At 36.6% G+C, this 16,395-nt stretch carries 15 protein-coding genes and 1 pseudogene; 12 read left to right on the top strand and 4 right to left on the bottom strand.

All coding sequences use genetic code 11. The features are described from left to right. The first annotated feature begins 76 nt into the window (after positions 1–76). A complete protein-coding gene (gene dnaG, locus ABXT67_RS02385; protein ID WP_415375693.1) occupies positions 77–2,038 on the top strand; it encodes a DNA primase in 1,962 nt (653 codons plus the stop codon). Here dnaG and ABXT67_RS02380 read toward each other — a convergent pair. Both ABXT67_RS02380 and nadE read right to left on the bottom strand, forming a co-directional pair. Beyond that, positions 2,035–2,667: a response regulator gene (locus tag ABXT67_RS02380; RefSeq protein ID WP_415375692.1), complete on the bottom strand. Its 633-nt coding sequence runs from the start codon at positions 2,665–2,667 to the stop codon at positions 2,035–2,037. The genes dnaG and ABXT67_RS02380 overlap by 4 nt on opposite strands. A gap of 134 nt (positions 2,668–2,801) precedes the next feature. Continuing rightward, on the bottom strand, positions 2,802–3,587 hold the full coding sequence (gene nadE / locus ABXT67_RS02375; RefSeq protein ID WP_415375691.1) for an NAD(+) synthase: 786 nt from the start codon (positions 3,585–3,587) through the stop codon (positions 2,802–2,804). A 208-nt stretch (positions 3,588–3,795) separates the two neighbouring features. On the opposite strand from nadE, the gene gldB reads away from it, so the two are divergent. From gldB to ABXT67_RS02360, 3 genes are read left to right on the top strand one after another with little or no spacing between them, the layout of a single operon-like run. Further along, positions 3,796–4,758, top strand: a complete 963-nt coding sequence (gene gldB / locus ABXT67_RS02370; RefSeq protein ID WP_415375690.1) for a gliding motility lipoprotein GldB — start codon at positions 3,796–3,798, stop codon at positions 4,756–4,758. A 2-nt stretch (positions 4,759–4,760) separates the two neighbouring features. Then, complete coding sequence (gene gldC, locus ABXT67_RS02365; RefSeq protein ID WP_415375689.1) at positions 4,761–5,102, top strand: gliding motility protein GldC; 342 nt, start codon at positions 4,761–4,763, stop codon at positions 5,100–5,102. Beyond that, positions 5,089–5,484: a GTPase gene (locus tag ABXT67_RS02360; RefSeq protein ID WP_415375688.1), complete on the top strand. Its 396-nt coding sequence runs from the start codon at positions 5,089–5,091 to the stop codon at positions 5,482–5,484. The genes gldC and ABXT67_RS02360 overlap by 14 nt, the downstream gene beginning before the upstream one ends. Positions 5,485–5,492: 8 nt before the next feature. Here ABXT67_RS02360 and yihA read toward each other — a convergent pair whose 3' ends face one another. Both yihA and ABXT67_RS02350 read right to left on the bottom strand, forming a co-directional pair. Further along, positions 5,493–6,104, bottom strand: coding sequence for a ribosome biogenesis GTP-binding protein YihA/YsxC (yihA, locus tag ABXT67_RS02355; RefSeq protein WP_415375687.1), 612 nt, complete (start codon positions 6,102–6,104; stop codon positions 5,493–5,495). Positions 6,105–6,177: 73 nt separating this feature from the next. Beyond that, a complete protein-coding gene (locus ABXT67_RS02350) occupies positions 6,178–6,942 on the bottom strand; it encodes an alpha/beta fold hydrolase (RefSeq protein WP_415375686.1) in 765 nt (254 codons plus the stop codon). A 285-nt stretch (positions 6,943–7,227) separates the two neighbouring features. On the opposite strand from ABXT67_RS02350, the gene mraZ reads away from it, so the two are divergent. The 8 genes and pseudogenes from mraZ to ABXT67_RS02310 all read left to right on the top strand — a co-directional run bounded on the left by mraZ (position 7,228) and on the right by ABXT67_RS02310 (position 16,342). Then, positions 7,228–7,698, top strand: coding sequence for a division/cell wall cluster transcriptional repressor MraZ (gene mraZ / locus ABXT67_RS02345; protein ID WP_415376902.1), 471 nt, complete (start codon positions 7,228–7,230; stop codon positions 7,696–7,698). Next, a complete protein-coding gene (rsmH, locus tag ABXT67_RS02340; RefSeq protein ID WP_415375685.1) occupies positions 7,685–8,608 on the top strand; it encodes a 16S rRNA (cytosine(1402)-N(4))-methyltransferase RsmH in 924 nt (307 codons plus the stop codon). Before mraZ ends, rsmH begins: the two co-directional genes overlap by 14 nt. Positions 8,609–8,650: 42 nt before the next feature. After that, on the top strand, positions 8,651–8,965 hold the full coding sequence (locus tag ABXT67_RS02335) for an FtsL-like putative cell division protein (RefSeq protein ID WP_415375684.1): 315 nt from the start codon (positions 8,651–8,653) through the stop codon (positions 8,963–8,965). Between the two features lie 6 nt (positions 8,966–8,971). Then, a complete protein-coding gene (locus tag ABXT67_RS02330; protein ID WP_415375683.1) occupies positions 8,972–10,975 on the top strand; it encodes a penicillin-binding protein in 2,004 nt (667 codons plus the stop codon). Further along, positions 10,972–12,435: a UDP-N-acetylmuramoyl-L-alanyl-D-glutamate--2,6-diaminopimelate ligase gene (locus ABXT67_RS02325; protein ID WP_415375682.1), complete on the top strand. Its 1,464-nt coding sequence runs from the start codon at positions 10,972–10,974 to the stop codon at positions 12,433–12,435. The genes ABXT67_RS02330 and ABXT67_RS02325 overlap by 4 nt, the downstream gene beginning before the upstream one ends. A 5-nt stretch (positions 12,436–12,440) precedes the next feature. After that, positions 12,441–13,672: pseudogene (gene mraY / locus ABXT67_RS02320) on the top strand (phospho-N-acetylmuramoyl-pentapeptide-transferase). A gap of 34 nt (positions 13,673–13,706) precedes the next feature. Then, positions 13,707–15,041 (top strand): UDP-N-acetylmuramoyl-L-alanine--D-glutamate ligase, encoded by a 1,335-nt coding sequence (murD, locus tag ABXT67_RS02315; RefSeq protein WP_415375681.1) that lies wholly within the window; start codon positions 13,707–13,709, stop codon positions 15,039–15,041. 107 nt (positions 15,042–15,148) lie between these two features. Beyond that, a complete protein-coding gene (locus ABXT67_RS02310; protein ID WP_415375680.1) occupies positions 15,149–16,342 on the top strand; it encodes an FtsW/RodA/SpoVE family cell cycle protein in 1,194 nt (397 codons plus the stop codon). Positions 16,343–16,395: the final 53 nt, after the last annotated feature.

Genomic DNA, 16,395 nt, shown 5'->3' with positions numbered 1-16,395 from the left:
CTGAATACTGAATACTGAATACTGAATACTGAATACTGAATACTGAATACTGAATACTGAATACTGAATACTGAATATGATAAATCGTACTACCATAGATAATGTTTTTGAAACCGCCCGGGTAGAGGAGGTTATTGGTGATTTTGTACAGCTAAAAAAATCTGGAACTAATTTTAAAGGCTTGAGCCCATTTACAGATGAGCGTTCGCCTAGCTTTATGGTATCGCCAGTAAAACAGATTTGGAAAGATTTTTCTAGCGGAAAAGGAGGAAATGTGGTTTCGTTTTTAATGGAACACGAGCATTTTACTTATCCTGAAGCGATTAAATATTTAGCTAAAAAGTATGGGATCGAAATTGAAGAAACCGAGCAAACTAATGAAGAAAAAGAACAATCAAATGAGCGAGAGAGTCTTTATTTAGTAAACGAATTTGCGAAGCAACATTTTCATAATACACTTTTAAAAACCGAAGCTGGAAAAGCAATTGGACTTTCTTATTTTAAAGAGCGTGGTTTTACATCAGAGACTATTGAAAAATTTCAACTTGGATATGCGCTAGATGAGTGGTCTGCTTTTACAGATGCTGCTATTAAAAAAGGCTATAAGCTTGAGTTTCTAGAAAAAACAGGCTTAACAATTGTCAAAGAAGAGAAGCAATTTGACCGTTTTAAAGGCAGGGTATTGTTTCCTATTTTAAGTATGAGTGGTCGCACATTAGGTTTTGGCGGTCGTATTTTAGTGAACAATAAAAAGGCAGCGAAATATCTAAATTCTCCAGAGAGTGACGTCTACCATAAAAGTAAAGTGCTTTATGGCATTTACCACGCAAAACAAGCCATTGCAAAAGAAGATAAATGTTATCTGGTAGAAGGATATACAGATGTGATTCAGTTTCATCAAACCGGAATTCATAATGTTGTTTCTTCCTCTGGAACTGCACTTACTTCTGAACAGATAAGACTGGTAAATAGATTGACAAAAAATATCACCGTACTCTTTGATGGCGATGCTGCTGGACTTCGTGCCTCTTTAAGAGGAATAGATTTGATTTTGGAACAAGGTATGAATGTTCGTGTTTGTACATTTCCTGAAGGGGAAGACCCAGATAGCTTTGCAAAGAGCAATACGCTGGAAGAGCTTCAATTATATCTTCGTGAACAGTCACAAGATTTTATTGCATTTAAGGCATCTCTTTTAGCAAATGAAGCGGGGAATGACCCCATAAAAAAATCTGAAACCATCCGGGATATGGTAGTAAGTATTGCTAAAATTCCAGATGTAATAAAACGCGAGGTGTATATAAAGGAGTGTTCGCGTATCATGGATATTAGTGAAGAGGTGCTGTTTAATACACTTGCTCAAATTCTTCAGAAAGAAATAAAAGAAGCTTCAAAAAAGCAACCACAAAAGTCTGTTCCATTTGAAGTTGTAAGTGAGCAGAAAAAACCTGTTGCTAAAGTTGACGTTTTATACAGTTTAGAACGAAAAATCATCGAGTTGTTGTTGCTGTACGGAACATTGGAAGAAGATTTTGAAGACCTCCTTCTAGAGGCCAACGATAAAGGAGAAATAACTTTTAAACCAGAAACGGTGACCTCAAAGGTGTATGAGAAAATTTACCTAGATCTTCAAGACGACGAGATTGAGTTTGCAAATGAAGATTTTAAAACCCTTTATTTTGAAATCATAAACAAACTGAACCAAGAGCAAGAATTCAAAATTGAAATTTTTCTAAGTGCTATAGATACCCATAAAGCTTCGACTATTTCTAATATATTAATGGATGAAGAAAAATATACACTTCATAAATGGGACAGTAAAGATATTTATGTCAAAGCAAAACTGAAGGGAGTGTCACAAGTAGTAAGCGAAACTATTCTAAATCTAAGGAGGCATTTAATTACCACAAAAATAAAGGAACTAATAGCATCACCAGTAATAAATGGCGAATATGAAGATAGGAGTGTTTTAGAAAACGTAAGGGATTACAATACGTTACACAGCATTTTGTCTGAAAAACTAAGAAGAGTTATTTAACTAAACTGAAACATTCTTGATTGGTGAATCAAATCTGCAAGATTGTCTACTTTAAGTTTTTTAAGCAAACGCGTCTTGTAAGTACTAACCGTTTTTTCGTTTATATCTAAAGCGTTTGCAATGTCTTTATTGCGTTTTCCACTAGACAATAAATTGAGTACTTCTATCTCTCTAGAGGAGAGCTTTTTGTAACGACTAATTGCGTTACTCTCTAATACATTTCTGCTTGTAAACGTTGCTGTTAATTCATCATTTAAGAAGATGCCTCCCTTAGCGATTTGTTTTATTGCCTTCATGAAGGTTTTCGTAGAAGCTGTTTTTGGTACATACCCTGCAGCACCAGATTTAATGGATCGTAGTGCATAAATTTCCTCAGGATGGCAAGAAAAAATTAAAACACGCATTCCAGGGAATTCAGTTTTGATATTTCGCATCGCATTGATCCCATTTATATTTGGGATATCAATTTCCATAATTAAAATATCAGGAGTATTTTGGCGCAGGTTAGTATAAAGTTCTTCAGCATTAATGGCCTTACCGATAATTGAAAAGTTCTTATTCTTTTTTAATAAACAGGTAACACCCTTTCTGGTAATTGGATGGTTATCTGCAATCAAGACGGTCTTCATAATATTTTATTTTTGACTGTTCGCTTAAATAATAATTGAGTAATCTCTATACTTGTAATCGCAAAATAGTTAATACTTTTTTTGTAGGAATTTCTTTTCGTTGTAACGCCTTAAAATTCGTTCAATCGCTATATTTATCCTATATTAGTGGGTATTTCGCACACCGGGATGGGATTCATTTTGTGTTGGTTTGCTTTGTTAAGCCTCTTATATAGTTCAAAAACAACTTTTTGTCTGGCATCAAAGTCTTTTGTGTTTCCTGCCTCAATCATATGCATAGCCCATTCTAGTTCGTCATAACTCGCTCCAATTTGATCTTCATCTGTGCGGCTGTCGCCAAAGAGGCCGTCAGTAGGAGCTGCGCCCATTATTGAGTCTGGTATTTTTATAAATTTTCCGACATTGTAGACCTCACTTTTCATTAAATCTGCGATTGGGCTCAAATCAACGCCTCCATCACCATACTTTGTGTAGAATCCAACCCCAAAATCTTCCACCTTGTTTCCGGTTCCGCAAACAAGGTGTCGGTGTAATCCCGCAAAATAATACAAAGTAGACATTCTTAGCCTAGCACGAGTATTGGCCAATGATATTTCTAAGAGCGTATCATCGACTGCTAGAGGTGTTTGCTTTTTGAAGGTGTCAAAAACAGGAGTTAGGTCTACTTCAACATCTGTTACATTGGTAAATCTATTTTTTAGTTGTTCAATATGTTCTCTTCCTCTAGAAACTTGGCTTTTCGCTTGGTGTATTGGCATCTCAACGCACAATGTTTTTAATCCAGTCATGGCACAAAGTGAAGATGTTACAGCACTATCAAGTCCTCCGCTAACTCCAACCACAAACCCATCCATTTTAGCCTTGGTTGCATAGTCTTTAAGCCAATTTACAATATATTCGGTTATTTTTGATGCATTCATCTCTATTAGATATTTTATAAATTTAAAGATGCAATGCCCTATTGGTACATCTTCGTTTGATTATTTAATCGTTGTCGGGCATTTCATAATTTTAATGCAGAATTCCTTACTTAAAAGTGTAGTTTTGTAATGCTTTTAATTCAAAGACCCTTCTACCTACAAAATTAGTAAAAAGGATTTTCGTTACATAGGTTCAGATACTATTTAAATGAACAAAGGACTATTATTTATACTGTCAATACTATTTTTTTTTGGTTGCGAAGAGCAAAGTAAAATCGCAAAGGAAATTGCTGTAATTCCAGTAGCTATAAATATCATAAGGTTTGATGTGGAATTTGCTCAATCTAGTGAGGATGATTTGCCGATTTTAAAAGAAAAGTATCCAATGTTTTTTTCGCCACGGGTGCCAGATTCAGTTTGGATTAATAAAATGAAAGATTCATCACAAAAGGAACTAGCTTTTGAAGTGGAGAAGACATTTCCAGAAGATCAAATTCTCGCAGATCAATTAGGGCCCCTGTTTCAGCATATAAAATATTATTTTCCAAGATTTCGAGTGCCTACCACAATAACTTTAACAAATAACATTGACTATAGTAATAAGGTAATTGCTGCTTCTGATACCTTGTTAATTGTATCTCTAGATAATTATTTGGGAGTAGAACACCATTTTTATGATACCTTCAAAAAGTATATAAAAAAGAATCTTAAGCCATCTCAACTTATGCCAGATATTGCTTCGGAGTATGCGAGTGAATATATTTCTAAACCGTCAAAAAATGTATTGTTGGATCAGATGATTTATTTTGGCAAAGAATTATACCTAAAAGACCTGTGGCTTCCAGAAACATCAGATGCTGAAAAAATTGGGTATACTGAAGAAGAGTTGCTGTGGGCAAAAGACAATGAAGCATATATTTGGCGCTATTTCGTCGAGAAAGAATTGCTTTATAGCACAGATCAAAAGCTGATACCACGATTTATTGCGCCCGCCCCATTTTCAAAATTTTATCTAGAATTGGATAATGAGACCCCGGGAATGTTGGCAAGATTTGTGGGTTGGCAAATTGTTAAAGCTTTTATGAGAAACAATAATATTACACCGCAACAAATGCTGGTGTATGAACCAGAAAAACTTTTCAAGTCAAGTAAATACAAACCTAAAAAATAACAATGTCACAAAAATCTTCACAAATAAATATAGCAGTAACACTCGACGATAATAAAGTTCCAGAAAAACTACATTGGACTGCGACCGATGGGGGAATAAATAATGAAGAAACAAAAGCCGTGTTGCTTTCCGTTTGGGACCATAAAAGCAAAGAATCCCTTCGTATCGATCTTTGGACAAAGGACATGCCCTTAGACGAAATGAAATTGTTTTTTCACCAAACATTAAGTGCTATGGCAGATACCTTTCATCGCGCCACGAACGACGATAAAATGACAGAAACAATGAAAGATTTTTGTGATTATTTTGCAGAGAAGTTAGAGTTAAAAAGTGGAAAACAATAGCCTTTTTGTCGCAATGAAGCTCATTTTTGTTTATAACGCCAATTCTGGTGCGTTGAATTCTTTGATGGGAACGGCGCATAAAATTATTAGTCCTGAAACATACAGCTGTAATTTGTGTGCGCTTACCTTCGGAAATTTTAAGGAGAATACTACTTGGGCGGCCTTTAGGGAATCAAGTAACCTTGAGTTAGTATTCTTGCACAAAGACGAGTTTTTAAAGCAATACCGGTCAAAATGGTTGCCAAAATATGATTTTCCAATAATACTCTCACAAGACAATGACGGCTTGTATGTTTTTATAGATGCTAAAAAGCTAAATACTTTAGACGATATTGAGGCTTTGATTAAGACTATAGAAGATACGCTTCGAGCAATAAATTAATTGTGTTTTTACGGGGCTGAAGCATGAAAATCTATGTTGATGTTTTCAATATAATTCAGCAATTCATCGCGACCTGCGCTATTACTCGCCGAGGTGGTAAAATACGGGGGCATTTCCTCCCAAGTCTCCAACATTTTTTCTGAGTATGCCGCAATATTTCGCTCCAGTGCTTTCGGTCTTAATTTATCAGATTTAGTGAAAGCAATATGAAATGGAATCTCTTTTTCGCCTAAGTATTGCATAAAATCCATATCGACTGGTTGCGGTTCATGACGGCAATCAATAAGCACAAAAGCTAAAACCAATTGTTCTCTCTTTTCAAAATAATTGGTAATGAATTTTTGAAACGTCTTCTTAGCTTTTTTTGAAACACGTGCATAGCCATATCCGGGTAAGTCCACTAAATACCAGTTGCTGTTAACGATGAAATGATTAATGAGTTGTGTTTTTCCAGGCCGACCAGAAGTTTTAGCAAGACTTTTTCGAGCCATCAACATATTGATAAGTGATGATTTTCCAACATTACTCCTTCCTATAAAAGCATATTCAGGAAGTCTTTCTTTGGGGCATTTGGCAACTTCGCTGTTGCTCATTACAAATGTGGCCGATTTTACTTTCATAAGAAGAATATGATTCAAGTGTGTTTTCGAATTCTATATTAGTGCGAATTCTTAAAATGAGATTTGAAGGTGATTAAAACCCTCGCTTTTCTAACCAAGAATGGAGTATTTCATTAAACTGCTGCGGGTGCTCCATCATGGCTGCGTGACCACATTTATCTATCCAAAATAAATCACTATCAGGTAGTTTTTCGTGAAACTCGTGCGCTACTTCGGGAGGAGTTACATTGTCATTACGTCCCCAAATAATGCAAGTAGGTGTATTCATTTTAGGCAAATCTTTACCCATATTGTGTCTTATTGCACTTTTAGCAATGGCCAGTGTCCGTACTAATGTAGTACGGTCATTTACGGTATTGTATACTTCCTCTACAAGTTCTGGAGTTGCAATGGATGGGTCATAAAATACATTCTCTGTTTTTCTTCTAATATATTCTTTATCACCTCTTTTGGGGTAGCTATCGCCCATAGCGCTTTCATACAGTCCACTGCTTCCAATAATAACTAATGCTTGGACATACTCTGGGTAGTATTTAGCATACAACAGCCCTATGTGTCCCCCTAGAGAATTACCAACAAGAATTACTTTTTCAAATTTTTTATAGATAATAAACTCCTTTAAAAATTTTGCAAAATTTCGAACATTGGTTTTTAAAAGTGGATTGGTGAAAAGAGGTAATTCTGGAATTAGAACCTTGTAGCCTTTCTCTGGAAAATAATCTACAAGACCATCAAAATTACTAAGGCCTCCCATAAGTCCATGAAGGATAATGATGGGTGTGCCTTCTCCTGCCTCAAGGTAGTTGTACTTTCCTTCCTTCTTGAATTCTTTGGCCATTAATGGGGTTAGGTTATAAAAACAAAAATACACTTTTTTATTCAACAAGTAGCATTGATTTTACCTTCAAAATAGATGCTCAATTTATCACTATTACGTTGTTGATCGTACCGTGATACGATAATTATTTTACTGAAATACAAGTAGATACCTTCTTGTTTATCTGCCAAGTGGTAAAACTTATTAACAATGTGGTAAATAGTGGTAAAAAGTGGTAAATACTTTTTATATTTGAATTTCAGACCTGACTGCCAATTGGCACGTTCTCAATTTTCTATCAATTTAATGCTCAATTTAATAGGCACATACGAATGCAAAGCGGATGTTAAGGGTAGGCTCATGATGCCTTCGCCTTTGAAAAAACAGTTGGCGCCAGTAAGTGCTAATGGTTTTGTGATCAAGCGTGCTGTTTTTCAGCCCTGTCTCGAATTGTACCCAATGAACGAGTGGAATGCTTTGATGGAAAAAATGTCCAAGCTGAATCGATTCAGCCGTAAAAACAACGATTTTATTAGAAGATTTACGGCAGGGGTTAAAACGGTTGAGCTAGACGCGGCTGGGAGGTTGTTGATTCCAAAAGATTTACAGTCGTTCGCTGGCATTGCTAAAGAAGTTGTAGTTTCTTCAGCGATTGATATTGTTGAAATTTGGGACAAAAGTAAATACGAACGGGCTATTAATGACGCCGCTACTGATTTTGCAGATTTGGCAGAAGAGGTAATGGGGGATTCAGATTCAGATAATGGAATATCATAATCCAGTTTTATTAAATCCCACGGTGGATGGTCTGGAAATAAAACCAGATGGTGTCTATGTGGATGTGACCTTTGGAGGAGGAGGTCACTCACGTGAAATTCTAAAAAGATTAGGTCCTAATGGGAAACTAATTGCATTTGATCAAGATACAGATGCGCTTGAAAATGCTATTGACGACCCGAGATTTTTATTAATTAATGAGAATTTCAGGTTTATCAAACGTTTTTTAAGGTTTCACGGTTTTAAGGTGGTTGATGGAATTTTAGGAGATTTTGGTGTTTCTTCTCATCAGTTTGATGTTGCTGAAAGAGGGTTTTCGACTCGTTTTGAAGCTGACTTAGATATGAGAATGAATCAAAAGAGCGCTTTTTCAGCTTATGATGTGGTAAATAATTACAGTGAGTCTCAATTGAAAAATGTGCTTTTTCAATATGGAGAATTAAGAGCGGCATCGGGTATGGCAAGAATATTAGTGGAAGCAAGAAAAGACGGAAAAATTAAATCTAGCAACCAATTACAAACTGCCTTGGGAAGATTTCTCCCAAAACATCGTGAGAATAAAATACTTGCTCAAATTTATCAAGCGATACGTATTGAGGTAAATCAAGAATTGGAAGCCTTAAAGGAGTTTTTGTTGCAAACCGTGGAAGTCTTAAAGCCTAACGGAAGGTTGAGTTTAATAAGTTATCACAGTTTAGAAGATAGGTTGGTTAAAAGGTTTATTCGAAACGGAATGTTCGAGGGAGAGCCAGAAAAAGACGTCTTCGGAAGAGTGGAAGTCCCATTGAAACCAATAGGGAAGTTCATTATTCCAAGCTATGAAGAAATAAAAGAGAATAATAGAGCAAGAAGCGCAAAATTACGAATTGCGAAAAAATTACCCCTCAACTCAGCTCAGGGTGGTAAATAGAAATGATTTTAAACCAAGCCGCATACCGAGCGGAGCCGAAGTATGAAAAAAAATATTCAGAGCTTGTTAAAAGGAACATTTCTAGTAAATGATGATGCGTTCAAAAATTGGCGATTTATCATTTTTCTTAGTCTGCTTGCGCTGGTAATGATTGGAAGTGGTCATACCGCAGATAAAAAAGTACATAGTATAGCGCATTTAAGTAATGAGGTTAAAGAGTTGAAAAGTGAATATTTGGATGTTCGTAAGCAGCTAACACAAATAAAAATGGAGAGCAAGATTACCGCGGCAATGGTAAAACGAGGATTGTTGCCGAGTAATATGCCTCCTCAGAAAATAATCATTACAAAAAAATAGTATCGAGTGCCAACAGAAGAAAAAAACATATTAAGCCGCTTATATTTCATCGCTGGAGGTATGTTCTTCTTTGCGCTATTAATTGGTATAAAGTTATTGAATATTCAGTTTGTGGATGGCGATAAATACCGTGATCTCGCACAAAAAAATACGACTCGTAACTTTACTATTCCAGCAAATCGAGGTAATGTTTACGCAGACGATGGCAGCTTATTGGCCAGTAGTGTGCCTAAATATGAGATAAGATTTGATGCGGTTACTGTGAAGGCTGAAGATTTCAAAGAAAATTTAGTGCCACTTTCAAAAGAGCTTTCTGAGATGTTTGGAAAGTCGGCTTCTTATTATCAAAACATTTTGAGAAAAGCACGATCCAATAAAAATAGGTATTTATTGATTGCAAAGAATTTAGGCTATTCAGATTATATAAGAGTAAAAAGAATGCCCTTATTTAAAAAAGGTCCAAATCGTGGAGGTTTTATATCTGAAGTAAAGACCGTTCGGGAACATCCAATGGGTAAAATTGCTGAGCGATTAGTTGGAAATGAAGACCAAGCACGGCCTGGTTACTACGCAGTAGGATTGGAAGGTGCGTTTCACGAAAAATTGAGTGGTAAAGAAGGAAAGCGTCTAAAGCAAAAAATATCAAGAGGTAGATGGAAACCAGTATACGATGAAAATGAAGTGGAACCGCAAGATGGGTACGATGTTATTTCTACTATAAACGTAAATATGCAAGACATTGCTCATCACGCATTGTTAAAACAGTTAGAAGAATATGAAGCAGATCACGGTTGTGTAATAGTAATGGAGGTTGCTACAGGTGAAATCAAGGCGGTTGCAAATCTTGGTAAAAACCGAAACGGTGGTTACTACGAAAGACTAAACTACGCGGTAGGGGAATCAAGTGAGCCTGGTTCTACTTTTAAAGTCGTTGCGATGATGGCAGCTTTAGAGCAAAAGGTCATAGATACTGCAACTGTCGTAGATACAGAGCAGGGGCGTATTAGAATGTATGGTCGCAGTATTTCAGATTCTAAGCGAGGTGGTTATGGAGAGATATCTGCTGCTCGTGCCTTAGAGGTTTCTTCAAATATTGGTTTTGCACGTTTGATTGATGGCGCTTACAAAGACAATCCAAAAAAGTTTACTGACAAGTTGAAATTGTGGAAACTAGATCAAAAAATTGGCATCTCAATCAAAGGAGAAGGCAGGCCAAAGATATATGAAAAGGGCGATAATCTTTGGAGTCGCAATGCATTGCCGTCTATGTCGTACGGCTATAATTTGAGTATGACGCCGTTGCAAATTCTCACGTTTTACAATGCTATTGCTAATGATGGTGTTATGGTAAAGCCCCACTTTATTAAAGAAATTAGAGCGTGGAATGAAGAGATAGAGCATTTTGGTACTGAAGTAATGGTTCAGAAAATAGCTTCAGAAAGTACCATTAAACAAGTTCAGGAAATTCTTAAAAACATCGTAAAACGAGGAACAGGACAAAAATTGTATTCCGAAAATTTCTCGATGGCGGGAAAAACAGGAACAGCAAGAACGGAGTACGCAAACCCAGCAGAATGGTCAACAGATCGTAAATACGTTTCCTCATTTGCAGGTTATTTTCCCGCAGAAAACCCTAAGTATTCTTGCATAGTTGTAATCCACAAACCAAGTACGAAAAAAGGATATTATGGCGCTGACGTAACGGGTCCAGTGTTTAAAAGAATAGCGCAAAAAATTTATACTGATAATCCGCTTAAAGCAAGAATCTCAGATATTAATATCGAAGATGCTAAAATTGAAACTGATTTTGAAAGCTACTTTAGTAACCTTCAAAACCGAAAGAATATGCTCCCTAATGTAAAAGGGATGGCGGGAATGGATGCAGTTTCATTATTAGAAAATTTAGGATATAAAGTTAGCATTCAGGGTAATGGTACGGTAAAATCTCAATCCATAGCGCCTGGAGAAACGGTAAAAAAAGGCGCGAAAATAATACTAATAGTATCATGATTTTAGTTAGAGACATACTGTATAAAGTAACACTGGAGAAGGTGGTAGGAAATACCTCTGTAGCGCTTCGTGAGCTTGTTTTTGATAGCCGAAAGGTTGGTTTAGATGATGTTTTTGTCGCTGTAAAGGGCACATTGACTGATGGGCATATATACATCAAAAAAGCTATAGAACAGGGTGCGATAGCTATTGTTTGTGAGCAATTACCTTTAGAAATCGTCAATGGTATTACTTATATTCAAGTAGCAGATAGCCAAAAGGCACTTGCCATAATGGCCGCTAATTTTTATGACAACCCTTCTCAAGAAATAAAATTAGTTGGTGTAACGGGTACCAATGGAAAAACAACTATTGTAACATTACTCTATAATTTATTCAAAGAAGCGGGGCACGAGGCGGGATTGCTTTCAACCGTGAAAATTATGGTTGGCAATGCTCAGTTAATAGCTACGCATACTACACCAGATAGTCTTACTATAAATAGATTGCTTCGCGAGATGGTTGCAGCTGGTATCGAATTCTGTTTTATGGAAGTGAGTTCTCACGGTATCCATCAAAAACGTACCGAAGGACTTCATTTTACTGGCGGCATCTTTACGAATCTATCACACGATCACTTAGATTATCATAAAGATTTCAAAGAATACCGCGATGTGAAAAAAATGTTTTTCGATCAGTTGCCAAAAACTGCTTTTGCTCTTACTAATATAGACGATAAAAATGGAGCGTTGATGCTTCAAAATACGGCGGCTAAGAAATATACATATGCTTTAAAAAGCTACGCAGATTATAAGGCTCAGATTCTAGAAAATCAATTGCAAGGCTTGTTGTTGAGGATTAACAATCAAGATTTGTGGGTAAAACTCATTGGCGATTTTAATGCATACAACTTATTGGCAATCTATGCCACAGCTGAATTGTTAGGTATGGATTCTATGGAGGCGCTTCAGTTCGTGAGTACCTTAGAAAGTATAGATGGTAGGTTTCAGTACTTAATTTCAAAATCAAAAATAACAGCGATTGTTGATTATGCACATACTCCAGATGCACTAAAAAATGTGTTAGAGACGATCAATGAGATACGTACTGGAAATGAGGTTCTTATAACTGTTGTGGGTTGCGGTGGTGATCGAGACAGTAAGAAACGTCCTATTATGGGAGGTATTGCGGCGCAGTTAAGCACAAAAGTGATTTTTACAAGTGACAATCCAAGAACGGAAGATCCAGAAGATATCATTCAACAAATTGAAAAAGGGGTGCCCGCTGAGTACTATAAAAAAACGGTTTCAATCTCTAATAGAAGACAAGCAATAAAAATGGCCTGCCAAATGGCAGAGGAAAATGACATCATTTTAATTGCAGGGAAAGGACATGAGACCTACCAAGAAATTGACGGACTTAGAACGGATTTTGATGATTTTAAAGTTGTGTCAGAATTATTAACAGCCCTAAATAAATAGCATATATGTTATACTATCTATTTGAATTTCTAGAAAATGAATACCAAATGCCAGGGGCGAGCTTATTTCAGTTCATCACTTTTAGAGCGGCATTGGCTGTTATATTTTCATTGATAATTGCTACGTTTTTTGGAAAGAGGATCATCCGTATTCTGCAAAGAAAACAGATGGGTGAAACCATTAGAGATTTAGGTCTAGAAGGGCAACAAAAAAAGGCAGGGACTCCCACTATGGGAGGAATCATCATTATCATTGCAACATTAGTTCCGGTGTTATTATTCGCCAAATTAGAGAATATTTATGTAATCATGCTTATTGTGACTACGCTATGGATGGGAGTGATTGGGTTTATAGATGATTATCTCAAAAAATTTAAAAATGATAAAGCAGGGCTACCAGGAAAATTCAAAGTCTTAGGACAAGTGGGGCTGGGAGTTTTTGTTGGCGCAATCATGTTTTTCATCCAGATGTAACTGTAAAAAGAGAAAAAATAAATCCAATAAATAGTACGGATTTAATCACTCAGAATTTACCTCGAGAATTTTATCCGGAGGAAAATTCATTACTAACGACCATACCTTTCGTCAAAGAAAATGAATTTAATTATGAAAGTTTGATCTCTTGGGCCGGCGATAATTATAAGGATTATGTATGGCTTATATTCATTCCAATTGTCATTTTTATTGTCACGGCAGTATCAAACGGCGCAAATTTAACCGATGGCATTGATGGCTTGGCAGCAGGAACATCTGCCATAATAGTGATCACACTTGCCTTGTTTGCTTGGGTTTCAGGGAACGTGGTTTTTTCAGATTATCTCAATGTTATATACATACCTAATACGGGAGAGGTAACCATATTTACAATGGCATTTGCAGGGGCTCTTATTGGATTTTTGTGGTATAACGCTTACCCTGCGCAAGTATTTATGGGAGATACCGGGAGTTTAACCATTGGAGGAATCATCGCAGTAATCGCTATTATTATTAGAAAAGAATTGTTAATACCCATTCTCTGCGGGATCTTTTTTATGGAAACATTATCTGTAATGCTGCAGGTAAGTTGGTTTAAATACACAAAGAAAAAGTTTGGTGAAGGTCGGCGTATTTTCAAAATGTCACCATTGCATCATCATTATCAAAAAGCAGGATTTCACGAAAGTAAGATAGTAACACGGTTTTGGATTGTTGGGGTTTTTCTAGCAATTGTAACTATAGTAACGCTGAAAATTAGATAAATATCTTGACGCCCGTGCGTCTTTGCGAGAAAATATGGCAAAGAAATTAATCATATTAGGAGCTGGAGAAAGTGGTGTTGGAACAGCGATTTTAGGCAAGAAAAAAGGCTTTGAAGTGTTTGTTTCAGATTTTGGAAAAATTAAAGAAAAGTACAAACAAGTTCTTATACATAATGAGTTCAAATGGGAAGAAGGGGGTCATTCGGTTTCTCAGATATTGAAGGCAGATGTGGCAATGAAAAGCCCAGGTATTCCGGATTCAGCTCCTATTATTATGGAACTAAACAAGGCTGGTGTTCCTGTGATTTCAGAAATTGAATTTGCAGCAAAGTACACCAATGCTACCATCGTTGGAATTACTGGAAGCAATGGTAAAACAACCACAGCAACTTTAACCTATGAATTGCTCAAGGACGAATTAAGTGTGGCACTTGGAGGGAATATAGGAAAGAGCTTTGCTGAGCAGGTTTCTCAGGATAAATATGAAAATTTTGTTTTAGAAATAAGCAGTTTCCAGTTAGACGGAATAGAAGACTTCGCACCGCATATTTCGGTATTGACAAATTTGAGTCCGGACCATTTAGACAGATATGATAATGATTATAATAAATACATCGCGTCAAAATTTAGAATAATAATGAACCAGTCTGAGGAGGACTATTTTATTTATGATGCGGATGATGAGGAAATTAATAAATGGCTTGATTGCAACACGATAAGAGCCCAGAAAATACCTTTTTCGTTAACGAAAGAATTTGAACAAGGAGCATATATAAAACAGAATCAACTAATAATAACCATACATAATACCAGATTTACTATGCCTATCACAACTTTAGGATTACAAGGACAGCATAACACAAAAAACGCAATGGCGGCTTCTACGGTGGCAACATTGCTAAAAATTAGAAAAGCAACAATACGAGAATGTCTTGAAAATTTTCAAGGGGTAGAACATCGTTTAGAAAAGGTGCTTAAAATTAATAACGTGCTCTACATTAATGACAGTAAAGCGACCAATGTTAACGCTGCATTTTATGCTTTGGATAGTATGCAAACACCTACTGTTTGGATTGTGGGCGGTGTTGACAAAGGAAATGATTACTCCGAGTTATTGGCCTTGGTAAATGAGAAGGTAAAAGCCATCATCTGTCTGGGCGTAGACAATGAAAAAATCAAACAGGCTTTTGGAAATATTGTAGACATCGTAGTCGAAACTGCAGGAATGCAAGAGGCTGTAAAAGTGGCCTACAAATTAGCTGACCGAAACGATACCGTATTATTAAGCCCGGCCTGCGCAAGTTTTGATTTATTTACTAATTACGAAGACAGAGGAAGACAGTTTAAAGAAGCAGTGAGGCATTTATAGTTTATAGTATGAGATTTAAGGTTTTGAGCTAAAAGCCAGGAGCTAGAAGCAATGGGTTAGAAAATTTCTTGAACATCAACAGAAGTACATCGTAAATCAAAATTAATTTGAAAGAAGTATTTAAGAATATAAAAGGAGATAAAGCCATATGGGCAGTAGTAGGACTATTGGCTATTTTCTCATTTATGCCTGTATATAGTGCAAGTAGTAATCTTGCTTATCTGTATGGGGATGGAAATACTTTTAAGTTTTTAATAAAGCACTTTGCGCATTTATTATTAGGGTTTGCGATTTTATACGGGGTTCACAAAATACCGTATCACTATTTTAGAGGGCTTTCTATTATAGCTTTCCCCGTGGTTGTCATTTTATTGTTAGTTACCATGGCACAAGGAACCACTATAGATGGAGCCAATGCAAGCCGATGGATTCGGGTACCCTTTGTGGGGGTTACATTTCAAACATCCACCTTGGCTGGTGTAGTCTTAATGACGTATGTTGCTCGATATTTGTCTCGAGTCAAAGAAAAAACCATCACTTTTAAAGAAAGCTTAATTCCTCTGTGGTTACCAGTTTTTGTCGTGCTTGCACTAATACTTCCTGCTAATTTTTCTACCACTGCTATGATTTTTGCAATGGTTGTGCTCTTGGTTTTTATGGGTGGATATCCATTGCGATATTTAGGGATAGTGTTAGGAGCAGGGTTGCTAATGCTCACGCTTTTTGTGTTTACGGCAAAAGCATTTCCAGGACTGTTTGACAATAGAGTAGATACGTGGATAAGTCGTGTTGAAAGTTTCACAGACAGGGAGGATACAGAAGGAGATTATCAAATAAAACAAGCGAAAATAGCCATAGCTTCAGGTGGATTTACTGGTGTGGGGCCCGGTAAAAGTGTTCAGAAAAACTTTTTGCCGCAGTCCTCTTCAGATTTTATATATGCCATCATTGTGGAAGAATTTGGATTGGTAGGAGCATTTTCATTAATGGGTCTCTATTTATTGCTGCTATTTCGATTGGTTATTGTAGCGCACAAGGCAACAAGTGTGTTTGGAAAATTGCTAGTGATTGGAGTTGGGTTACCCATTGTGTTTCAGGCCCTAATAAATATGGCAGTTGCTGTAGAATTATTTCCTGTGACTGGGCAAACATTACCCTTAATTAGTAGTGGTGGAACCAGTATATGGGTTACCTGCCTAGCCCTAGGGATGGTGCTGAGTGTAAGTGCAAAAAGAGAAGTTCAGAAGAAAGAACTAGAAGGAATGGAGAATCCATTGGATATACTATCTGAGACGATGTAGTCTTCTCCCTGGAGGAGATGCCAAAGGTAGAGGAGAGGGGACGGGTTAGAAAA

Origin of the sequence: Patiriisocius sp. Uisw_017, from assembly GCF_047731265.1 — a bacterium.
Taxonomy (GTDB): domain Bacteria; phylum Bacteroidota; class Bacteroidia; order Flavobacteriales; family Flavobacteriaceae; genus Patiriisocius.
Note: the sequence above shows the minus strand (reverse complement) of the source record. Positions and strands in the feature narration are given on the sequence as shown.

Coding starts and splice junctions, on each gene's coding strand:
- dnaG (WP_415375693.1), top strand. CDS start 77: ATGATAAATCGTACTACCATAGATAATGTTTTTGAAACCGCCCGGGTA.
- ABXT67_RS02380 (WP_415375692.1), bottom strand. CDS start 2,667: ATGAAGACCGTCTTGATTGCAGATAACCATCCAATTACCAGAAAGGGT.
- nadE (WP_415375691.1), bottom strand. CDS start 3,587: ATGAATGCATCAAAAATAACCGAATATATTGTAAATTGGCTTAAAGAC.
- gldB (WP_415375690.1), top strand. CDS start 3,796: ATGAACAAAGGACTATTATTTATACTGTCAATACTATTTTTTTTTGGT.
- gldC (WP_415375689.1), top strand. CDS start 4,761: ATGTCACAAAAATCTTCACAAATAAATATAGCAGTAACACTCGACGAT.
- yihA (WP_415375687.1), bottom strand. CDS start 6,104: ATGAAAGTAAAATCGGCCACATTTGTAATGAGCAACAGCGAAGTTGCC.
- ABXT67_RS02350 (WP_415375686.1), bottom strand. CDS start 6,942: ATGGCCAAAGAATTCAAGAAGGAAGGAAAGTACAACTACCTTGAGGCA.
- mraZ (WP_415376902.1), top strand. CDS start 7,228: ATGCTCAATTTAATAGGCACATACGAATGCAAAGCGGATGTTAAGGGT.
- rsmH (WP_415375685.1), top strand. CDS start 7,685: ATGGAATATCATAATCCAGTTTTATTAAATCCCACGGTGGATGGTCTG.
- ABXT67_RS02335 (WP_415375684.1), top strand. CDS start 8,651: ATGAAAAAAAATATTCAGAGCTTGTTAAAAGGAACATTTCTAGTAAAT.
- ABXT67_RS02325 (WP_415375682.1), top strand. CDS start 10,972: ATGATTTTAGTTAGAGACATACTGTATAAAGTAACACTGGAGAAGGTG.
- murD (WP_415375681.1), top strand. CDS start 13,707: ATGGCAAAGAAATTAATCATATTAGGAGCTGGAGAAAGTGGTGTTGGA.